At 69.0% G+C, this 18,500-nt stretch carries 17 protein-coding genes; all 17 read left to right on the top strand.

Translation table 11 applies throughout. The annotated features are described in order from the left end of the window. Positions 1–244 (top strand): hypothetical protein (locus Q8Q85_01665; protein ID MDP3772952.1); only part of this gene is annotated, 244 nt, incomplete at its 5' end. 68 nt (positions 245–312) lie between these two features. Further along, positions 313–3,039 (top strand): DUF5916 domain-containing protein, encoded by a 2,727-nt coding sequence (locus Q8Q85_01670; GenBank protein ID MDP3772953.1) that lies wholly within the window; start codon positions 313–315, stop codon positions 3,037–3,039. Between the two features lie 69 nt (positions 3,040–3,108). Beyond that, complete coding sequence (locus Q8Q85_01675) at positions 3,109–4,419, top strand: DUF481 domain-containing protein (protein MDP3772954.1); 1,311 nt, start codon at positions 3,109–3,111, stop codon at positions 4,417–4,419. Between the two features lie 19 nt (positions 4,420–4,438). Beyond that, the gene (locus Q8Q85_01680) at positions 4,439–5,020 is read left to right on the top strand and encodes a YdcF family protein (protein ID MDP3772955.1); all 582 of its coding nucleotides are present in this window, start codon (positions 4,439–4,441) and stop codon (positions 5,018–5,020) included. Further along, a complete protein-coding gene (locus tag Q8Q85_01685) occupies positions 5,020–6,447 on the top strand; it encodes a pitrilysin family protein (protein MDP3772956.1) in 1,428 nt (475 codons plus the stop codon). Before Q8Q85_01680 ends, Q8Q85_01685 begins: the two co-directional genes overlap by 1 nt. After that, positions 6,444–7,943: a pitrilysin family protein gene (locus tag Q8Q85_01690; protein ID MDP3772957.1), complete on the top strand. Its 1,500-nt coding sequence runs from the start codon at positions 6,444–6,446 to the stop codon at positions 7,941–7,943. Before Q8Q85_01685 ends, Q8Q85_01690 begins: the two co-directional genes overlap by 4 nt. Then, positions 7,940–8,497: an NUDIX hydrolase gene (locus Q8Q85_01695; GenBank protein ID MDP3772958.1), complete on the top strand. Its 558-nt coding sequence runs from the start codon at positions 7,940–7,942 to the stop codon at positions 8,495–8,497. Before Q8Q85_01690 ends, Q8Q85_01695 begins: the two co-directional genes overlap by 4 nt. 178 nt (positions 8,498–8,675) lie before the next feature. Further along, the gene (locus Q8Q85_01700) at positions 8,676–9,305 is read left to right on the top strand and encodes a sigma-70 family RNA polymerase sigma factor (GenBank protein ID MDP3772959.1); all 630 of its coding nucleotides are present in this window, start codon (positions 8,676–8,678) and stop codon (positions 9,303–9,305) included. Positions 9,306–9,388: 83 nt separating this feature from the next. Continuing rightward, positions 9,389–9,928, top strand: coding sequence for a zf-HC2 domain-containing protein (locus Q8Q85_01705; protein MDP3772960.1), 540 nt, complete (start codon positions 9,389–9,391; stop codon positions 9,926–9,928). Positions 9,929–9,976: 48 nt separating this feature from the next. Continuing rightward, entirely contained in the window at positions 9,977–11,047 is a 1,071-nt protein-coding gene (holA, locus tag Q8Q85_01710) for a DNA polymerase III subunit delta (protein ID MDP3772961.1), read from the top strand. A 92-nt stretch (positions 11,048–11,139) separates the two neighbouring features. Then, positions 11,140–11,958, top strand: a complete 819-nt coding sequence (locus tag Q8Q85_01715; protein MDP3772962.1) for an SPOR domain-containing protein — start codon at positions 11,140–11,142, stop codon at positions 11,956–11,958. Beyond that, complete coding sequence (mutS, locus tag Q8Q85_01720; protein ID MDP3772963.1) at positions 11,955–14,522, top strand: DNA mismatch repair protein MutS; 2,568 nt, start codon at positions 11,955–11,957, stop codon at positions 14,520–14,522. Before Q8Q85_01715 ends, mutS begins: the two co-directional genes overlap by 4 nt. Next, on the top strand, positions 14,519–14,926 hold the full coding sequence (locus tag Q8Q85_01725; protein ID MDP3772964.1) for an energy transducer TonB: 408 nt from the start codon (positions 14,519–14,521) through the stop codon (positions 14,924–14,926). Before mutS ends, Q8Q85_01725 begins: the two co-directional genes overlap by 4 nt. Next, on the top strand, positions 14,923–16,308 hold the full coding sequence (locus tag Q8Q85_01730; protein MDP3772965.1) for a pyridoxal-phosphate dependent enzyme: 1,386 nt from the start codon (positions 14,923–14,925) through the stop codon (positions 16,306–16,308). Before Q8Q85_01725 ends, Q8Q85_01730 begins: the two co-directional genes overlap by 4 nt. Next, positions 16,305–17,321: a D-alanine--D-alanine ligase gene (locus tag Q8Q85_01735; GenBank protein ID MDP3772966.1), complete on the top strand. Its 1,017-nt coding sequence runs from the start codon at positions 16,305–16,307 to the stop codon at positions 17,319–17,321. Before Q8Q85_01730 ends, Q8Q85_01735 begins: the two co-directional genes overlap by 4 nt. Positions 17,322–17,349: 28 nt before the next feature. Further along, on the top strand, positions 17,350–18,186 hold the full coding sequence (locus Q8Q85_01740; GenBank protein MDP3772967.1) for a rhomboid family intramembrane serine protease: 837 nt from the start codon (positions 17,350–17,352) through the stop codon (positions 18,184–18,186). Position 18,187: 1 nt separating this feature from the next. Next, a complete protein-coding gene (locus Q8Q85_01745) occupies positions 18,188–18,361 on the top strand; it encodes a hypothetical protein (GenBank protein MDP3772968.1) in 174 nt (57 codons plus the stop codon). The last annotated feature ends 139 nt before the right edge of the window (positions 18,362–18,500 follow it).

Below are 18,500 nucleotides of genomic sequence, written 5' to 3' on the forward strand. Positions count from 1 at the left end.
GCGCTGGTCTCCGGACGGCCGCTCCCTCGTCTTCGTGTCCAACGCGGGGGGATCGCTTCAGGTCCGCAGGATGCCGGCCGGGGGGGGCGAGGAGGAGATCCTGACACAGGGCGACGAGAGGATGCGGCACGTGAGCTTCTCCTCCGACGGCCGCTACCGGTTCGGCAACGCCACCCGGAACCTGTTCGACACCCGGCCCGAAAACGTGTTCGTGGTCAAGGTGAACTACTGGCTGAGTCTCTGATGCAACGGCCTGGCGGCGGCCGGCATCCAATGGCATAGTCCTCCAGCCACCGCCAGGAGCCGTCCCAGATGCTGGCACCCATCTTCGCCGCCGCGCTCCTGCTGCAGCAGCAGGCGCAACAGCCGCCGCAGCCCGCGGTGGCCGGTCCCCCTCCCAGCCCCGCCGCGGTCGCCTCCGACACCGGCTCGATGCGGCACACCAACGGCCGTACGCCGGCCGTCGCGACGGCTTCCCGCCTGCGCGGCGGCGCGATCCACCTCGACGGCCGGTTCGACGAGCCGGCGTGGGCCGAGGCGGAGCCCATCACCGCGTTCACCCAGACCGTGCCCCACGAGGGCGACCCGGCCACCGAGCGCACCGAGGTGCGGATCGTCTACGACGACAACGCGATCTACGTCGCGGCGCGCATGTTCGACTCCGACCCGCATGGGATCAGAACCCAGCTCGCGCGAAGGGACGCGTTCACGGAGGCCGACCAGTTCCGCGTGGCGTTCGACTCCTATCACGACCACAATACGAGCTTCGGGTTCAGCGTGAACCCGAGCGGCGTGAAGCTTGACGTGCAGATCGGCCAGGACGGCTTCGCGTTCGACCTCGGGTGGGACCCCGTGTGGGACGTGGCGACGACGCGGGACTCACTGGGCTGGACGGCGGAGCTGCGCATCCCGCTCTCGCAGCTGCGCTTCTCGCAGGCCGAGACGCAGGTCTGGGGCGTCAACCTCGTCCGCCACATCCAGCGCAAGGCGGAGGACGTGGTCTTCGCGTGGTCCCGTCAGGACGAGCGCGGCGACGCCTCGTTCTTCGGGCACCTCTTCGGCCTCTCGCACCTGCCGCAGCCGCGGCGGCTCGAGGTGCTGCCCTACACCACCGCCCGCGAGGAACGGATAGATCCCGGCACGGCCGGCAACCCGTTCAACGACGGCTCTCGGCAGATCGCGTCGGCGGGGCTGGACCTCAAGTACGGCCTCACGTCCAACCTCACCCTCGATGCCACGTTCAACCCCGACTTCGGCCAGGTTGAGGCCGACCCCGCGTTCGTGAACCTGTCGGCGTTCGAACAATTCTTTGAGGAACGCCGGCCGTTCTTCATCGAGGGCGCTGACATCTTCCGCTTCGGTGGACAGCAGTACTTCTACTCGCGCCGCATCGGCCGCGAGCCACAGGCCTTCGCCGACGATCGCGGCGGCTACGTGGACCAGCCGCAGCGATCCACGATCCTGGCCGCCGCCAAGCTCTCGGGGCGCACCGCCGGCGGCTGGTCCGTCGGTCTGCTCGAGGCGGCAACGGCCCGCGAGTTCGCCACGGTCGATTCAGCCGGGACGCGCTTCCAGGACGAGGTCGAGCCGTTCACCAACTACCTGGTGGCCCGCGGCAAGCGGGATTTCCACGGCGGCTCGAACCAGATCGGCTTCATCGCGACCGCCGTGAACCGCAGCATCGACGACCCGCGGCTGGATTTCATCCGGAGCGCGTCGTACGCCGGTGGGTTCGACTTCGGACACCGGTTCAGCCACAATCGCTACAACCTGACCGGTTCCTTCGGCTTCTCGCGGATCTCGGGCGACACGCTGGCCATCCAGCGCGCGCAGCGGTCGTCGGCGCGCTATTACCAGCGGCCGGACGCCGACTACGTCGAGTACGACCCGACGCGCACCTCGCTCTTCGGCTGGACCGCCTCGCTCCGCCTGGGCAAGGAGGCGGGCCGCTACCAGTTCGGGATCTTCGGCGACGCCACGTCGCCGGGCTTCGAGCTGAACGACGCCGGCTTCCAGACCCGGGCCGACCGCGCCAGTATCTTCGGCTTCGTGAACCGCCGTTGGACGCGGCCGGGCAAGGTCTTCCGGTACGCGTTCGTCGGCAACAACGGCGGTTTCGAGGGGAACTTCGGCCGCGTGCGGACGGGGCTCAGGTACAACCTCAACCTGTACGGCCAGTTCCTGAACTACTGGAGCGCGTACGCGTACGGCGGGTTCAACGTCCGCGCGCTCTCCGACCGGCTCACGCGCGGCGGTCCGCTCGCCTATTCGCCGGGCAGCTGGTTCTCGGGCGGCGGCCTCTCGTCGGACTCCCGCAAGCGGGTGGCCGCTTCGCTGAATGTGAACTACAACGAGAACGAGATCGGCGGCACGGGCTGGGGGATGAACGGCTCCCTAGACTTGCGGCCTACTTCCACGATCACCGTGTCCGTGGGCCCCTCGTACGGCACGTCCAACTCCATACTGCAGTACCTGCAGTCGCAGACCGACCCCATGGCCACGGCAACGTTCGGGCGGCAATACGTCTTCGCGCAGATCCGGCAGCAGAGCCTCGATCTGACCACGCGACTCAACATCACCTTTACGCCCAGGCTCTCGCTCCAGCTCTACACCCAGCCGTTCGTCGCGACCGGTGACTACTACCGCTTCAAGGAGCTGGCCCGCCCCCGTTCGCTCGACTACGTCGTGTTCGGCGAGACGCCGGGATCGTCGCTGAAGTGCTTCAATACCAGTGACTCCCCGATCCCGTGCTCGGGAGCCACCGCGCCCGCCTACTACGTGGCCAACCCGGACACCGCCGGGGCGCGAGAGAACGTGCGCATCTCCAACCGGGACTTCAACTCGCGCTCGCTGCGCGGCAACGCGGTGCTACGCTGGGAGTATCGCCCGGGTTCCACACTCTTCCTGGTGTGGACCACCGCATGCTCGGCGTTCAGCTCGAACCCCCGTTTCCGCGCGGGCGACGACATCCAGCAGCTCTGCCAAGGTTCGTCGGATAACGTCTTCGCGGTCAAGATGAACTACTGGCTGAGTCTCTGATGCAACGGCCTGGCGGCGGTTGGCATCCATATGGCATAGTCATCCAGCCACTTCCAGGAGCCGTCTGCCATGCTCGCTCCCATTTTCGCCGCCGCCCTGCTGGCGGCGGCCCCCGTGCAGCAGCCGGCCGCCGCCGATTCGCTGCTCCGCGTTTTCGTCGACTGCCCGGGCTTCGTGCCCGGCTGCGATTTCGACTTCCTCCGCACCGAGCTCACGTGGCTGGACTACGTGCGCAACCGCGAGGACGCGGACGTGCACGCCCTGGCTACCACGCTCACCACCGGAGGCGGCGGCTACGAGTACACCGTGGCGCTCATCGGCCTGCACGGCCACGCCGGGCGGGTGGACACCCTCCGCTTCTCGGTGCCGGGCACCGCCACCGAAGACGAACGCCGCCGCGCCTTCGCGCGCCACCTGGGCTTAGGACTGGTGCGCTATGCCATGGGCACCGCCGCGGCCCCGCGACTCGGGCTGACTTACCGCGCACCCGAGGGGGAGGCCGGGCGGCCCGCCGCCCACGTGCGCGACCCCTGGAACTCCTGGGTATTCCGCCTCGGCGTCAATGGCAACGCCAACGGCCAGAAACTCTCGCGCTCCGGCAATCAGCGAGGCTCGCTCTCGGCCAACCGCACCACTGAGGCCTGGAAACTCGTGCTCTCGGCCAACTACGGGGAGTCGAACAGCCGCTTCATCTTTGAGAGCACCGACACCCTGGGCGTAGTGCTCTCGTCCGACACCATCCGCTCGTTCAACAAGAATTACGGCGGCAGCGCCTCCGTGGTGCGTAGCCTGGGCAACCACCTCTCGGCCCGCGTGAGCGGCAACTTCTCGCGCGACACCCGCCGCAACCTGCGCAGCCGTCTGAACGTGGGGCCCGCGATGGAATACAACTTCTTCCCCTACGGCCAGTCTACGCGGCGCCAGCTCACCCTCCAGGCCGGCCCGGGCCTGGCGTACACGGTGTACGACGACACCACGATCTACAACAAGATCCGCGAGACCCGCCCGACCGCCAACGTGAACCTGTCGCTGGCGGTGACCCAGCCGTGGGGCAACGGGTCGGCCGGCATCGGGCGCAACGTGTTCCTCGACAACCTCGCTCAGAGCAACTCGTTCGTCTTTGCGTTCACCAGCCTGCGGCTGTTCCGCGGCTTCTCGGTGGACTTCTCCGGCAACTACAGCCAGGTGCGCGACCAGATCTTCCTGCCCAAGGGCGGGGCGAGCCGCGACGACCTGCTGCTGCAGCGGCGTGCGCTGGAGACGGGCTACGAGTACTTCTACTTCTTTGGCGTGAGCTACCGCTTCGGCAGCACCAACAACAACGTGGTCAACCCGCGGTTCGGGGGCGGGGGCGGGGGCGGCTTCTTCTTCTTCAACTGATTCCCGTCTACTTTCCGCGATGCGCCGCGCAGTCGGAGTTCTTGCCGGGGTGGTCCTGCTCGCCTGGCTGGCCAGCCTGGCGGCGGTCGCGCGGGCCGCGCGACTGGACCGGGCCGCGCCGGCCGACGCCATCATCGTCCTCGGTGCGGCACAGTACAACGGCCGGCCGTCCCCCGTGCTCAAGGCGCGCCTCGACCACGCGCTCTCGCTGTATCGGAGGGGACTGGCGCCGTTCATCATCGTCACCGGCGGCATCGGCGCCGGTGACACGCTGAGCGAGGCCGCCGTCGCCGAGCGTTACCTGTGGGGGGCCGGCATCCCGGAGCCCGCGATACTGAAGGACGCTACAGGCCACTCCTCCGTCGCATCGCTGCGCGCGGCCGCGCGCAAAGTGCGCGCCCGAAGCGGCCGACGCGTGATCCTCGTGAGCGACGGCTTTCACATGTTGCGCTTGACGATCATCGGGAAACGGCTCCAGCTCGAGCCGCTAGCGTCGCCGGCCACCCAGAGCCCGATCCGCGCGAGTTTCCGGCGGGAGCTGTGGTTTCTGCTCGCGGAGTCGATCAAGGCTCCGATTGCCTTCCTGGTGACGAGGTCATAATGACAGACGCGCAGACGCGCAGACGCACAGCGGTTCACAGGAGTCGGTACGGCGGCACGGCGGTACGGGCGGTGGTGCTCCTGTTCCTCGCCGCCGTTCCGCCGTTCCGTCTGGCGGCCCAGCAGTTGCGCGTCCCCTACTCCACCTTCACGCTCCCCAACGGCCTCCAGGTGATCCTGCACGAGGACCACTCGGTGCCGGTCGTGACCGTGAACACTTGGTACCACGTCGGCTCCGGAGACGAGCGACCCGGGCGCACCGGCCTCGCGCACCTCTTCGAGCACGTCATGTTCATGGGCTCTCAGCACGTGCCGACCGGCGACTTCGACCGGCTCCTCGAGGCCGCGGGCGCCGACAACAACGGCTCGACCACCGAAGACCGGACCAACTATTACGAGGACGGTCCGGCCGGTGCTCTTCCGCTCATGCTGTTCCTGGACGCGGACCGCATGGGCTTCCTGCTGCCGGAGATAGACTCCGCCAAGACGGACCTTCAGCGCCGGGTGGTCCAGAACGAGCGGCGGCAGAGCTACGAGAACCAGCCGTACGGGCTCTCGGAGGAGAACATCCTCCGGCGCCTGTACCCCGAAGCTCACCCGTACCACTGGCCCGTGATCGGCTCGATGGCCGACCTATCGGCGGCGACGCTCGAGGACGTGCGCGATTTCTTCCGGACGTACTACACGCCCAACAACGCAACCATCTCGATCGCGGGCGACATCACGCCGCGCGCGGCGCGCCGCCTGGTGGAGCAGTATTTCGGCGAGGTGCCACGGGGCCCGGCCGTGACCCGTCCCGACGTGCCTTCCTTCACGCTTCCCGCCGACGTCTACGCGACGCTCGAGGACCGCGTGCAGCTGCCGCGCGTATACGATGCCTGGCATTCGGTCCGCGCCTTCGCCGAGGACGACGCCGCGCTCAACGCCCTCGGCGACGTCCTGGCGAGCGGGAAGTCGTCCCGGCTGTACCGCCGCCTGGTCTACGAGCTCCAGATCGCCAACCAGGTGGCGGCGTTCCAGGACGCCGGGCGCCTCGATGGGAAGTTCGAGATCATCGCCACCGCGCGGCCGGGACACGACCTCAACGAGATCCAGCGGGTGATCGACGAGGAGGTCCGCCGCATCGCGGAGACCGGCCCGACTCAGCGCGAGCTCGAGCGGGTGCAGAACTCGGACGAGGCCCAGTTCCTCGACGGGATGGAGCGGGTGGGCGGATTCAGCGGAAAGGCGAACCAGTTGAACTTCTACAACTACTTCGTGGGCACTCCCGACTACTTCCAGCGGGACCTCGAGCGCTATCTGCGCCTCGCTCCGGCGGACATCCAGCGCGTGGCGCGGCAGTACCTCACCCAGGCGCACCGCGTAGTGCTGAGCGTGGTGCCGCAGGGAAGCTCGAACCTCGCCGCGACCCAAGGAGTCGTGCCATGAAGGCGGGCACAGGCGTACCGGCGCACCGGCGCACAAGGGTGCGGCAGACGAGGCGACAGCTCGGCGCGGCGCTGACTATCGCCTTCCTGTGCGGCGGCGCGTCCGTGCGTCTGTTGCCCGCTCAAGCCGTGGACCGCACCCGCCCTCCCGTCCTGCCGCCGGCCCCGCCGCTGCGAGTGCCGCCGGTCCAGACCGCGATCCTGCCTAACGGGCTTGAACTGGCGGTGGTCGAGATGCACGAGGTGCCGGTAGTGGACGTCTCGCTGCTGTTCCGCGCCGGCGCGGTTCGCGACCCGGCGGACCTCCCCGGCCTCGCCACCTTCGCGGCCAACATGCTCGACGAAGGCGCCGGCGCCCGCACCGCGCTCGACATCGCCGAAGAGGTGGCTTATCTGGGCGCAAGCTTCAGCACCTTCGCCGGGGTCGAGGCGAGCCAAGTCACGCTCCACGTGCCCAAGCGCCGGCTCGGGCCCGCGATGGACCTGATGGCGGACGTGGTCCTGCGTCCGACGTTCGCGGACTCCGAGATCGCGCGCCAGAGAGACCTCCGCCGCACCGCCATCATCCAGCTCCGTGACCAGCCGACGGCGATCGCCCCCATCGCCTTCAACGCCATCGTCTTCGGATCGGCTCACCCGTACGGCCGGCCGGCCGGCGGCACCGAAGTGTCCACCGCGGCGCTGAACCGCGACCGCGTGGCGCAGTTCTACCAGACCTACTATCGCCCGAACAACGCGCGGCTCCTCATCGTCGGCGACATCACCATGAGCGAGGCGCGGCGGCTCGCAACGGAGAAGTTCGGGGCCTGGGCCCGGGGCGAAGTGCCGCTGCTGCCGCTGGCCACGGCGCCGGCCCCCGCACGGCGAACGGTCTACCTGGTGGACAAGCCGGGCGCGGCCCAGTCGGTGATCCGAATAGGACACGTGGGAGTTCCACGCTCCACCCCCGACTACGCCGCGCTCCAGGTCCTCAACACGATCCTGGGCGGGTCGTTCACCTCGCGGCTCAACCAGAACCTCCGCGAGGAGCACGGCTACAGCTACGGCGCGTCATCGCGGTTCGACATGTACCGGATGGCCGGCCCGTTCCGCGCTTACGCGTCGGTCGTTACAGCCAAGACCGATAGCTCCCTCATCGAGTTCCTCCGCGAGCTGAGACGCGTCCGCGACGAAGCCGTCCCCCAGGCCGAGCTGGACAAGGCCAAGGCGTACATCGCACTCAGCCTGCCGAGCGAGTTCGAGACCACCGCCGGCTCCGCGTCACAGTTCCTCGACCTGCTCGGCAACGACCTGCCGCTCGACTTCTACGGCACGTACGTCCAGCGCGTAAACGCCGTCACCGCCGCCGACGTGCAACGCGTGGCGCGCCAATATGTCGACCCGGAGCACTTCTCCATCCTGGTCGTCGGCGACCGAAGCCAGATAGAGGCCGGCATCCGGGCGCTGAACGAGGGACCGATCTCGCTGCGCGACATCTGGGGCCAGGAAGTCCGTTGACCGACGAGGCACCCGGCCGGATCAACTCCCAGCGCATCTACACCGGCCGGGTGCTCAACCTCGACGTGGACACCGTCCGCTACCCCGACGGCACGTCGGGGGACCTCGAGATGATCCGCCACCCCGGCGCCTCCGCTGTAGTACCGGTGCTGTCGGACGAAGACGTGGCAGATCCGCAGATCCTCCTGATCCACCAGTACCGCTACGCAGCCAATGGACCGGTCTGGGAGGTGCCCGCCGGCCGGCTCGAAGCAGGCGAAACCCCCGAAGCCTGCGCCCGGCGGGAGCTGCTCGAGGAGACCGGCGCCACCGCCGCCCGTTTCGACCAGCTCACCACCATCTACACGACCCCGGGCTTCACCGACGAACGCATCCACCTGTTCGCCGCCTGGGGCATCACCATCAGCGGCCACCGGCGCGAGCCGAACGAGTTCCTGGAAGTCCGGCCGCTGGTGCTGAGTCGGGTCCTCGGTATGGTGCGCAGTGGCGAGATCTCCGACGCCAAGACCATGGTGGCAGTGCTGTTTTTCGCCGGTTTCCGATTGGGGCTGTAGCCAAAAGGGGACGATTGCAACACAGTCAATCTGGCACAGCCATCCTGTCGCTAGCGCCGTAATCACTTGTGAATAAACAATTTAGCCAAGTGCAGCTCCATGCAAGTCATCCCGGTATGGTTCCTGCGCTTGGAACCAAGTGACCTCTCACGTCGTTGGGTGACTTGTGGCGCTGACAATGAAAGAGAGCATTCGCGCGGCGAGGCGGCAGCTACCGCCCGCCCGCCCCTTGGAGGGCCTGGATGACAGCCGGGTCGTCCAGACGTTCTTGGACGGTGACGCGCGAGCGTTCACCGAGCTGGTCGTCCGTTACCAGACCAGGCTGCTGAACTTCGTCTACCGTACTATCGGCGACCGCGAGCGCGGGGAGGACCTGGTACAGGAGGTCTTCATCCGCGTGCATCGTCATCTGCACCGGTTCGACCAATCGAAGAAGTTCTCGACGTGGATCTACACCATCGCGTCAAACCTCGCCAAGAACGAGCTGCGGAACCGGAGCCGGAATCCGCTGGTCCTTTTCCAGGCGATCAAGAAGCAGTGGGACGCCGATCACCGGCCGCTCCAGTTCGAGGACTCCAGCTCGCGCCCCGACGATCTGTTCCACAAGCGGCACCTCCGGGAGCTGGTCGAGCGGTCCGTGGCCCAGCTCCCCGAGCATCACCGGGTGGTCTTCGTGCTGCGGGAGCTGGAGGGGAAGTCCTACGAAGAGATCGCCGAGATCACGAGCTGCAACCTCGGAACGGTGAAAAGCCGCCTTAACCGGGCCCGCAACAGCTTCGCCGCGATCATAGCCCCGCACCTCGACTGACGGGACGCGGGCGGCTCCGCGTTCCACCTGGGAACCCGGGGACGGCCGCCGTGGTACTACCCTGGTCTACGCCTCGGGCTTCGATGAACTGCTGCGAGTTCCGCGAGAACTACTCCGACTTTGCTGACGGCCTGCTCGACCAGGCCGCCGAGATCGACGCTCGGCATCACCTGGCCGAGTGTGCCGCCTGCCATCGCTTCGACGCGGCTTTCCGAACCGGCGTCGGGATGTTGAGAGAGATACCAGGGGTAACGCCGTCGCGATGTTTCGCCGAAAACCTCATTCAAAAGATCAGGCACGAGGCTTTCTCGGCGACTCCCGCCCTGCGCCGCTGGTCGGGCGCGGCCGGCGCGATGCTGATCGTCACCGTCATAGGTATCATCGGCTGGGATTACCGCGGCCGCGGGGAGGAGGGTACTCGTCCGGCGGCGCCGGCCAGGCGCTTCCCCGATGGTGCGCCGATCTGGGGCATTCGGAGCAACTCGGCGCTTCGCTTCGGCCACGACTCGGCTCTCTACGCCGAAAACCCCTTCCGCCCCGTCCCCGCCGCGACCGATACCCACCGCACGCTCTACGCCGGCCAACTGAGGTTCGAGACCCGCGCGGTCTGGGCCGGCCGCTAGCCCGGAGAAGGCTTTTGCGGGGTGGCCTTTCGGGCTAAGTTGCGCCCGATGCCCGCTCTCGATTTCGATGCGCTGCTGCGGTCGCTCAAAAAGGGCGAAATCCGACCAGCCTATTATTTCCACGGCGCCGAAGACCTCCTGAAGGACGACGCGTTGAGAGGCCTCCTCGCGACGGGGCTCGATCCCTCGACGCTGGACTTCAACCTGGATCGCCGCCGCGCCTCCGACACTTCGGCGGAAGACTTCCATGCACTTGCCCAGACGCCGCCGATGCTGGCGGCGCGCCGGGCCGTCGTGCTCACCGAAGTGGAGTCTCTGCAGCAGCGACGGCCCAAGGCGCAGGCCTTGCACGCAGCGCTGACCACCTATCTGCGGCGGCCGTCGCCGGAAACGCTCCTCATCCTGGTGCAATCGTCAGGAGAGAAGAACAAACCGGATCCCGCGTTCGCCAAGCTCGCGACGTCGGTGGCGTTCGACCCACTGAAGCCGGAGCGGGTGGGCAGGTGGATCCGCCACCGGGCCGGGGCCGAAGGTCTCATGCTGGACGACCATGCGGCGGAGCACCTCCAGGCGGCCGTCGGTGACGACCTGGCGCAGCTCGCGGCCGAACTTGCGAAGCTCAAGGCCGCGGTCGGCGACCGCACCGCTACCATGGATGACGTCGCGGACCTCGTCGGGGTCCGGCACGGTGAGACGGCTCACGACTTGGTGGATGCCGTGACCAGGCGCCGCTTCGCGGACGCGGCCCGGATGATCCCATTCCTGCTCAACGGCCCCGGCGTCACCGGGGTGAGACTGGTGACCGCGTTGGGGGTCGCCCTCAACGGAGTGGCGCTGGCCCGCGCCTGCCTCGATGCCGGTGCGGCTCCCGGCGCCGCACGCCAGCGGCTCGAGAGCGCGATCGAAGCCGCGCGGCCGGCGAACCTCCGCGGCTATGACAACGAAGCGTCGCGCTGGGCCGAGGACGCGGCCGGCTGGAGGGCCGACGACCTCCAGGCCGCGCTCACTGCCCTGTTGGGCGCGGATAGGCGGCTCAAGGCAACGTCGCTCGGCGGAGAGGCGGAAGTGGTCACGGATGCCGTGCTCGCCATGGGCGCGCGCGCCCAGGTGGCGGCGTGAGGAAGCGGGCACGGGCGCACACCCGCACCGGCGCACCGAGCATGCGCGGGGCGCTGTGGCGCCTTGCTGTGCCCCTGTGCGTCGGTGCGGCTGTGCCCGCTCGCCTATGCGCGCAGGACGACCCCGCCATCCGCTCCGCCGTCCAGCTCGCCACGGAAGGCCGGGGCGACTCGGCACGACGCATGGTGGAGTCCGTGCTGGCCGGCGCGCGGCCCGGCGACTCCGGGTTCGTCGAGGCGCTCTACTGGCGCGGGCGGCTCGCCACCTGGGGTGACAGCGCCGAACGCGACTTGAGGCGTGTCGCGCTCGAGTTCTCGACGTCCCGCTGGGCCGACGACGCGCTGCTCCAGTTGACGCAGCTCGCGATGGTGGCCGGCAACCCCGCCTCCGCCCGCGCGCTCGCCGAACGGATCCGCAGCGACTATCCCGGCAGCGACCTCCGCGCGCGCGCCGCGTTCTGGGCGGGCCGTGCGGCCCTCGAGATGGACGATGTCCCGGGAGGGTGCGCGGAGCTCGACTCGGCCCGCACCGAGGCACCGGACGACATCGAATTCCAGAACCAACTGCGTTACCATAGGACCCGCTGCCCGGCCGCCCGGCCGGCGGCTCCCGACCCCCCGAGCGCGCCGCCCGTTCCGGTGACCGCGGCTTCGCTTCAGCCTGACCCAGCGACGCCGGCCCCCGCCGCGAGCTTCCTGGTCCAAGTCGCGGCCTCACGCTCGGACGGCGAGATTCGGCGCTTCGTCGACCTGGTGACCCGGGGCGGCTTTCCCGCGCGCGTCGTACCGGGCCCCGGCGGGTACCGCCGGGTGCGCATCGGCCCTTTCTCGACGTTGCGAGAGGCTGAGGCGGCGGCCCGCGAGGCGAAGCGCATGGTGGGCGGCGAGCCGTACGTGGTCCGCGAGCCGTGACGCTCCCCGGGATCGACCTCAGCACTCCTCTCATGCAGCAGTACCGGGAGATCAAGGCGAGGCACCGCGACGCCATCCTCTTTTTCCGGATGGGCGACTTCTACGAGATGTTCGAGGAGGACGCGGAGGTCGGGGCCCGCACGCTCGGCCTCACGCTCACGAGCCGGAACAACGGGGCGGCAGCGGAGACGCCGCTTGCGGGCGTGCCGGTGAAGGCCGCCGCCACCTACATCAAGCGCCTGGTGGAACGCGGCTTCCGGGTGGCCATCTGCGAGCAGGTGGAGGACCCGAAGGCGGCGAAGGGCATCGTGAAGCGCCAGGTCGTCGAGGTGGTCACGCCCGGCGCGGTGATGGCGGACGACCTGCTGGACCAGCGGCGCAATACGTTCATCGTCGCGATCGGCGTTTCCGGTGAGCACGCCGGGCTCGCCGCCATCGATCTCTCGACCGGCGAGTTCCTCCTCGAACGCGCGCGGCATGCGGACCTCGAGGCCGTGCTGGAGCGATACCGGCCTTCCGAGGTGCTGGTCCCCGAAGGGGCCGCCGCGCTCGCGCCGGCAGCCACGCTGGTGACGCGTCGCGACGGGTGGGAATTCGATCCGGTGCTCGCGGGCGAAGAACTGTGCCGCCGGTACCACATCGCAACGCTCGGCGGACTCGGCCTCGGGGCGGACGATGCGCCGGCCATCGGGGCGGCGGGCGCACTCCTACGCTACCTCGCTGATCTCCAGCCGTCGGGCCTCCCGCAACTCAGGCGGCCGGTCGCGAAGCGGGTGGACGAGATCCTCTACCTCGATGCGATGACGCGGCGGAACCTGGAGCTGGTGGAACCGCTGCGGCAGGACCGGGACGCCACCCTCCTCTGCGCGCTGGACCGTACCGTCACACCGATGGGGGCGCGCCTGCTGCGCCAATGGCTCGTGGCGCCCTTGACCGGTATCGAGGCGATCGGGCGCCGCCATGCCGCGGTCGAGGCGCTGGTGGCCGACGAAAGCCGGCGCGCGGCCCTGCGCGACGCGCTGGACGGGGTGCGCGACGTCGAGCGACTCGGCGCGAAGGCCGCGGCACGGCGCGCCACCCCGCGCGACCTGGGAGGGATGCGGGACTCGCTCGAGCGGCTCCCCAGGGTGGGCTCGTTGCTGGACGGCCTTTACGGTCTGGGCGACGGCTTCGACGACCTCCACGATCTCGCGGTGCTACTCCGCGGCGCCCTGGCGGACCGCCCGCCCGCGGCGCTGGGCGACGGCGACACCCTTCGTCCCGGCTCCGACGCCGCGCTCGACGAGCTGCGCGGGCTGCGCGACGGCGGCAGGAGCTACATCGCCGGGCTCCAGGGGCGCGAGCGGACGCGCACCGGCATCGGGTCGCTCAAGGTGGGATTCAACAAGGTCTTCGGCTACTTCATCGAGATCACCAAGGCCAACAAGGACCTGGTTCCGGCGGACTACGAGCGCCGCCAGACGTTGACGGGCGCGGAGCGCTACGTCACTCCCGAGCTGAAGTCGTACGAGGAGAAGGTGCTCGGCGCGGAGGAGGAGATCGCGCGGCTGGAGGAGCGGCTCTTTGGCGAGCTGCGGGATCGGATCGGCGAGCAGATTGCGCGCCTCCAGGAGACGGCGTCCCGGGTGGCCGCCGCGGACGTGCTCGCCACTTTCGCGGATGTCGCGGTGCGGGAGCGCTATGTGCGCCCTGCGCTCACCGCCGAGTTCGCGCTCGACCTCAAGGAGAACCGGCACCCGGTCGTCGAGCGGATGATGCCGCGCGAGTCGTTCATCCCGAACGATGTGAGGCTCGACGCCGAGCGCCAGATCATGATCGTGACGGGCCCCAACATGGCAGGCAAGAGCACGGTGCTGCGTCAGGTGGGCCTCGCGGTCGTGATGGCGCAGGCCGGCTGCTTCGTCCCAGCCCGCGCGGCGACGATCGGCGTGGTGGACCGGCTCTTCACGCGGGTGGGGGCGAGCGACGACCTGGCGCGCGGGCAGAGCACCTTCATGGTCGAGATGAGCGAAACGGCGGCGATCCTGCACACCGCGACGCGGCGGAGCCTCGTGCTGCTGGACGAGATCGGCCGCGGCACGTCGACCTACGACGGGGTCGCGATCGCCTGGTCGGTGGCCGAACACCTGCACGAGCAGGTGGGCTGCAAGACGATCTTCGCCACGCACTATCACGAGCTGACCCAGCTGGCCGACCGATTCGCGCGGGTAGTGAACGTCAACGTCGCGGTGCACGAGTCTGGTGAAGAAGTCGTCTTCCTCCATCGCCTGAAGCCGGGCGGCGCCGACCGGTCGTACGGCATCCACGTGGCGCGTCTCGCCGGCCTGCCCGACACCGTGATCGCGCGCGCCCGGCAGGTGCTCGGCACGCTCGAGGCCGGGCACCGGGTGACGGCCGCGCCGGAGCCGCGCGATCAACTCGCCCTGTTCACGCCCTCGGAGGACCCGCTGGTCTCCGAGCTCAAGGCACTCGACGTGGACGGCCTCACTCCGCGTGAGGCTCTGGCGCGCCTCGCCGACCTTCAGGCCCGCGCGCGCGGCAACGCGCCGGAGCGCGGCCCATGAAGCGGGCGCGCCGGCGCGCCGGCGCGTTGAGCGTGCTCCTCGTTTGCGCCTGCTCGGGCCGGCGCGAAACGCCCGAAGAGCGCCCGCCGGAAGGCCAGAACGACGTGCCGGTCGCGGTCAACGGCGAGTCGCCGTTCCAGTACCCATCGAACCTGTACGACGAGGGCGTGGAGGGCGAGGTACGCCTCCGGCTTTTCGTGGACGCACTCGGTCACGTGCACCCCGAATCGACAAGGGTGGCCGAGTCGTCGGGGACGCCGGCGCTCGATTCGGCCGCGATCGCCGGAGCCGCGCTGCTGCGGTTCGCTCCCGCGCACCGGAACGGCGCGCCGGTCGGCGTAGCTTTCTTTCAACCGGTGATCTTCCGGCGCCGCGCCACTTCGGGCGCGGCACCCCTACAGTGAGCGATCGCCTGCGCGTCTACGACAACATCCTGCAGGCGATCGGCGGAACGCCATTGGTGCGGCTGAATCGCGTGACGCGGGGCATCCGCACCCCGGTGTACGCCAAGGCGGAAAACCTCAACCCCGGCGGCTCGGTCAAGGACCGCATCGGCCTCGCGATGATCGAGGCGGCGGAGCAGAGCGGCGCGCTCAAGCCGGGTGGGGTGATCGTCGAAGGGACGAGCGGCAACACCGGGATCGGGCTCGCGATGGCGGCGGCCATCAAGGGCTACCGCTGCATCTTCACTATCCCCGACAAGATGTCCACCGAGAAGATCCAGTTGTTGCGCGCGTTCGGCGCCGAGGTGATCGTGGTGCCGACGGCCGTGCCTCCCGATCACCCCGAGTACTACATCCAGAAGGCGAAGTCGATCGTCGCCTCCACGCCGGGCGCGATCCTGGCGGACCAGCACTTCAACCCGGCTAACCCTGAGGCGCACTACCGGACCACCGGTCCCGAGATCTGGGAACAGACCGAGGGCAGAGTCACGCACTTCGTCTGCTCGGCCGGCACGGGCGGCACGGTGTCGGGTGCCGGCCGCTATCTCAAGGAAAAGAACCCGAAGGTGCAGGTGATCGCCGGCGACCCGGTGGGCTCGATCTACACCGAGTACGCCAAGACGCATCAAAAGGGCGAGGGCTTTCCGTACAAGGTCGAAGGGATCGGCGGCGACAAGATCCCGACGTCACTGCACTTCGACGTGATCGACGAATGGATCTTCGTCTCGGATGCCGAGGCGTTCCGGATGGCACGGCGGGTGACGCGCGAGGAGGGGATCTTCGTCGGCGGCTCGACCGGCCTCAACGTGTGGAGCGCGCTCGAGGCCGCCCGTCGGATCGACGACCCCGACGCCATGGTGGTCACCATCCTCTGCGACACCGGCGAGCGCTACCTGTCCAAGGTCTACGACGACAACTGGATGCGTGAGAACCAGATGCTCCCCGAGGAGCGCGTGACGGCGGAGACGCTTCTGGAGGGGCACGCGCCCGGGATCCCGCCACTGGTGTCGGTGGCGCCTGCGGCCAGCGTGCGGCAGGCCCTCAACCTCATGTCCACGTACCACATCTCGGAGATCCCGGTCATCGACGGGAGTGACTGCGTGGGCTCTCTCTCCGAGGCGGCGCTGATGGCGCGCACCCTTGAGGACGGGAAGCTGCTGGAGCGCGCGGTCACGGACGTGATGGGCTCGCCGTACCCGGTGGTGGATGTCCACCTTCCCCTGGAACGGCTCACCGCCCTGCTATCTCGCGACACGCCCGCGGTCCTGGTACGGCGGGACGGCAAGCTCGGAGGCATAGTCACGCGCTACGACGTGCTGCGCCAGGTCTCGGGGATCCGGTGAGGATCACGGTCCTCACCGGAGGTACTTCGAGCGAGCGCGACGTGGCACTCGCGTCGGGACTCCAGATCGCTGCGGCGTTGCGCACCCGCGGGCACGAGGTCAGCATGGTGGACCTCGCTACCGGTTTCGTCTCGCCCGAGCACGAGGCCGCGCTGCTTCCCGGCGGCGTGGGCCGCGAGCCGCCGCCGCTCGCCCGGCTCAAGGAACTGGAGCGCGGCATGCTCTCGGCCGGCCTGGGAGAGGTGCCTGGGGTGCGGGAGGCGGATGTGATCTTCCTCGCGCTGCACGGGGGCCAGGGCGAAGACGGCACGGTGCAGGCGGTGCTCGACGTGATCGGGGTCCCGTACACGGGTAGCGGGCACCTCTCCTCCGGACTCGCGATGGACAAGGACCTCACCAAGCGGGTACTGCGCGACAGCGGCGTGAAGGTCGCGGACTGGCTGATGGCGCCCGTCACCGCGGGCTCCGTACAGCGTGCGATCGGCTTCCCCTGCGTGGTCAAGCCGTCCCGGGAAGGCTCGTCGGTCGGGCTCGCGCTGGTGCGCCGGCCGGAGGACCTCGCGCCGGCGATCGAGCTGGCCTCGCTGTACGACCGCGAAGTCATGGTCGAATGCTTCATTCCGGGTCGAGAGCTGACCGTCGGGATCGTCGGGGACCACCCGCTGCCCGTGGGCGAGATCGTTCCGAAGCACGAGCTGTTCGACTATGAGTGCAAGTACACCCCGGGGATGGCTGAGGAGATCTTCCCCGCGCCGATCGACGCCGCGCTAGCCGCCGAGACCCAGGAGGCCGCGTTGCGAGCCCATCGCGCGCTCAAGCTCGGCGGGTACAGCCGGATCGACTTCCGCCTCGGGGCGAACGGTGACATCTTTTGTCTCGAAGCCAACACCCTCCCTGGGATGACCGCGAACAGCCTCATTCCCAAGGCCGCGCGGGCGGCGGGAATGAGCTTTCCCGACCTGTGCGAGGCGATCTGCCGCCTCGCGCTCGGTGCCCGAGGAACAAAGCCGTGAAGCCGGGGATACCTCTCGGCAGGACCGCATGAGCTACGACGGATCTCCATTCGCATTGACGCCGTGGGTGCGTCGCCTGCTGATCGCGACAGGCACGGTCTACCTGTTGCAGTTGACGGTGTTCACTGACCCGTGGCTGACCGAGACTTTCGGGTTCGAGCCGTCGCTGGCGCTGCGCCAGCCGTGGGCACTCCTGACCTACGCGTTCCTCCACGGCTCGTTCCTCCATCTCCTGGCCAACTCGATCGGGCTCTTCATGTTCGGCCCGCCGGTCGAGGGTCGTTTCGGGTCCCGCACGTTCATCCGTCTCTGGCTGTTCTCCGTTCTGGGGGGCGCGCTACTCAGCCTGGCGCTCGTGCCCTTCGGCGGGAACGGGATCATCATCGGCGCTTCGGCCGGGCTGTACGGCGTGATGCTCGCATTCGTGCTCGAGTGGCCTGACGCCCCGGTGCTGATCTTCCCGTTCCCTGTCCCCGTCAAGGCGAAGTGGCTCGTGTTGTTCTTCGCGGTCTTCTCCCTCTGGGCGGGTGTCATGGGCGTGCAGGACGGCACCGCGCACTTCGCGCACCTGGGAGGGTTCGCGGCGGCCTTCCTCTACTTGCGCGCCGGTACCCTGCTGAGCCGCTCCCGCACCAGCGCCGTGGCCGAGCACGCGCCCGCCGTCCTCGTGCGGCCGCCATCGGCGGACGCCGCCCGCCGGTCCGAACCGTTCGGGCCGACCCGCCGCCGCGGCCAGGACGACTCCGTGCTCGCCGAAGTGGACCGGGTGCTGGACAAGATCTCGGCGGGCGGACTCGAGAACCTGACGCCGGATGAGCGGCGCTTCCTCGACGAGATGAGCAAGAGGTTCCAGCAGGACCACTGACATGATCCGCGTGGCCATGGGCGACGAGCCCGTCCCCTTCCGCCACGCGGTCGAGTTGATGGTCGAGGCGATCCGCGAAACCTCGGCGCCCGGCGGAGTGGATGACGTCGTCAACTACGGCTTCACTTCATCCGCTGCCGAGACGATCCGCGAGGTGCTGGCGCGAACGCCGTAGCGCTCTCCCTCGCCCTCGCGCTCGCGCAGCACGACTCGCTGCTGGCGCGTGCGGAGTCGCTGCTGGCCGGAGGCCGGCTCGCGGAGGCGCGCCGGATCGCCGAGCGAGTCGAACGCACGCGCCCTGACGATCCGCATTC

This window comes from Gemmatimonadales bacterium (assembly GCA_030697825.1).
Lineage (GTDB): Bacteria > Gemmatimonadota > Gemmatimonadetes > Gemmatimonadales > JACORV01 > JACORV01.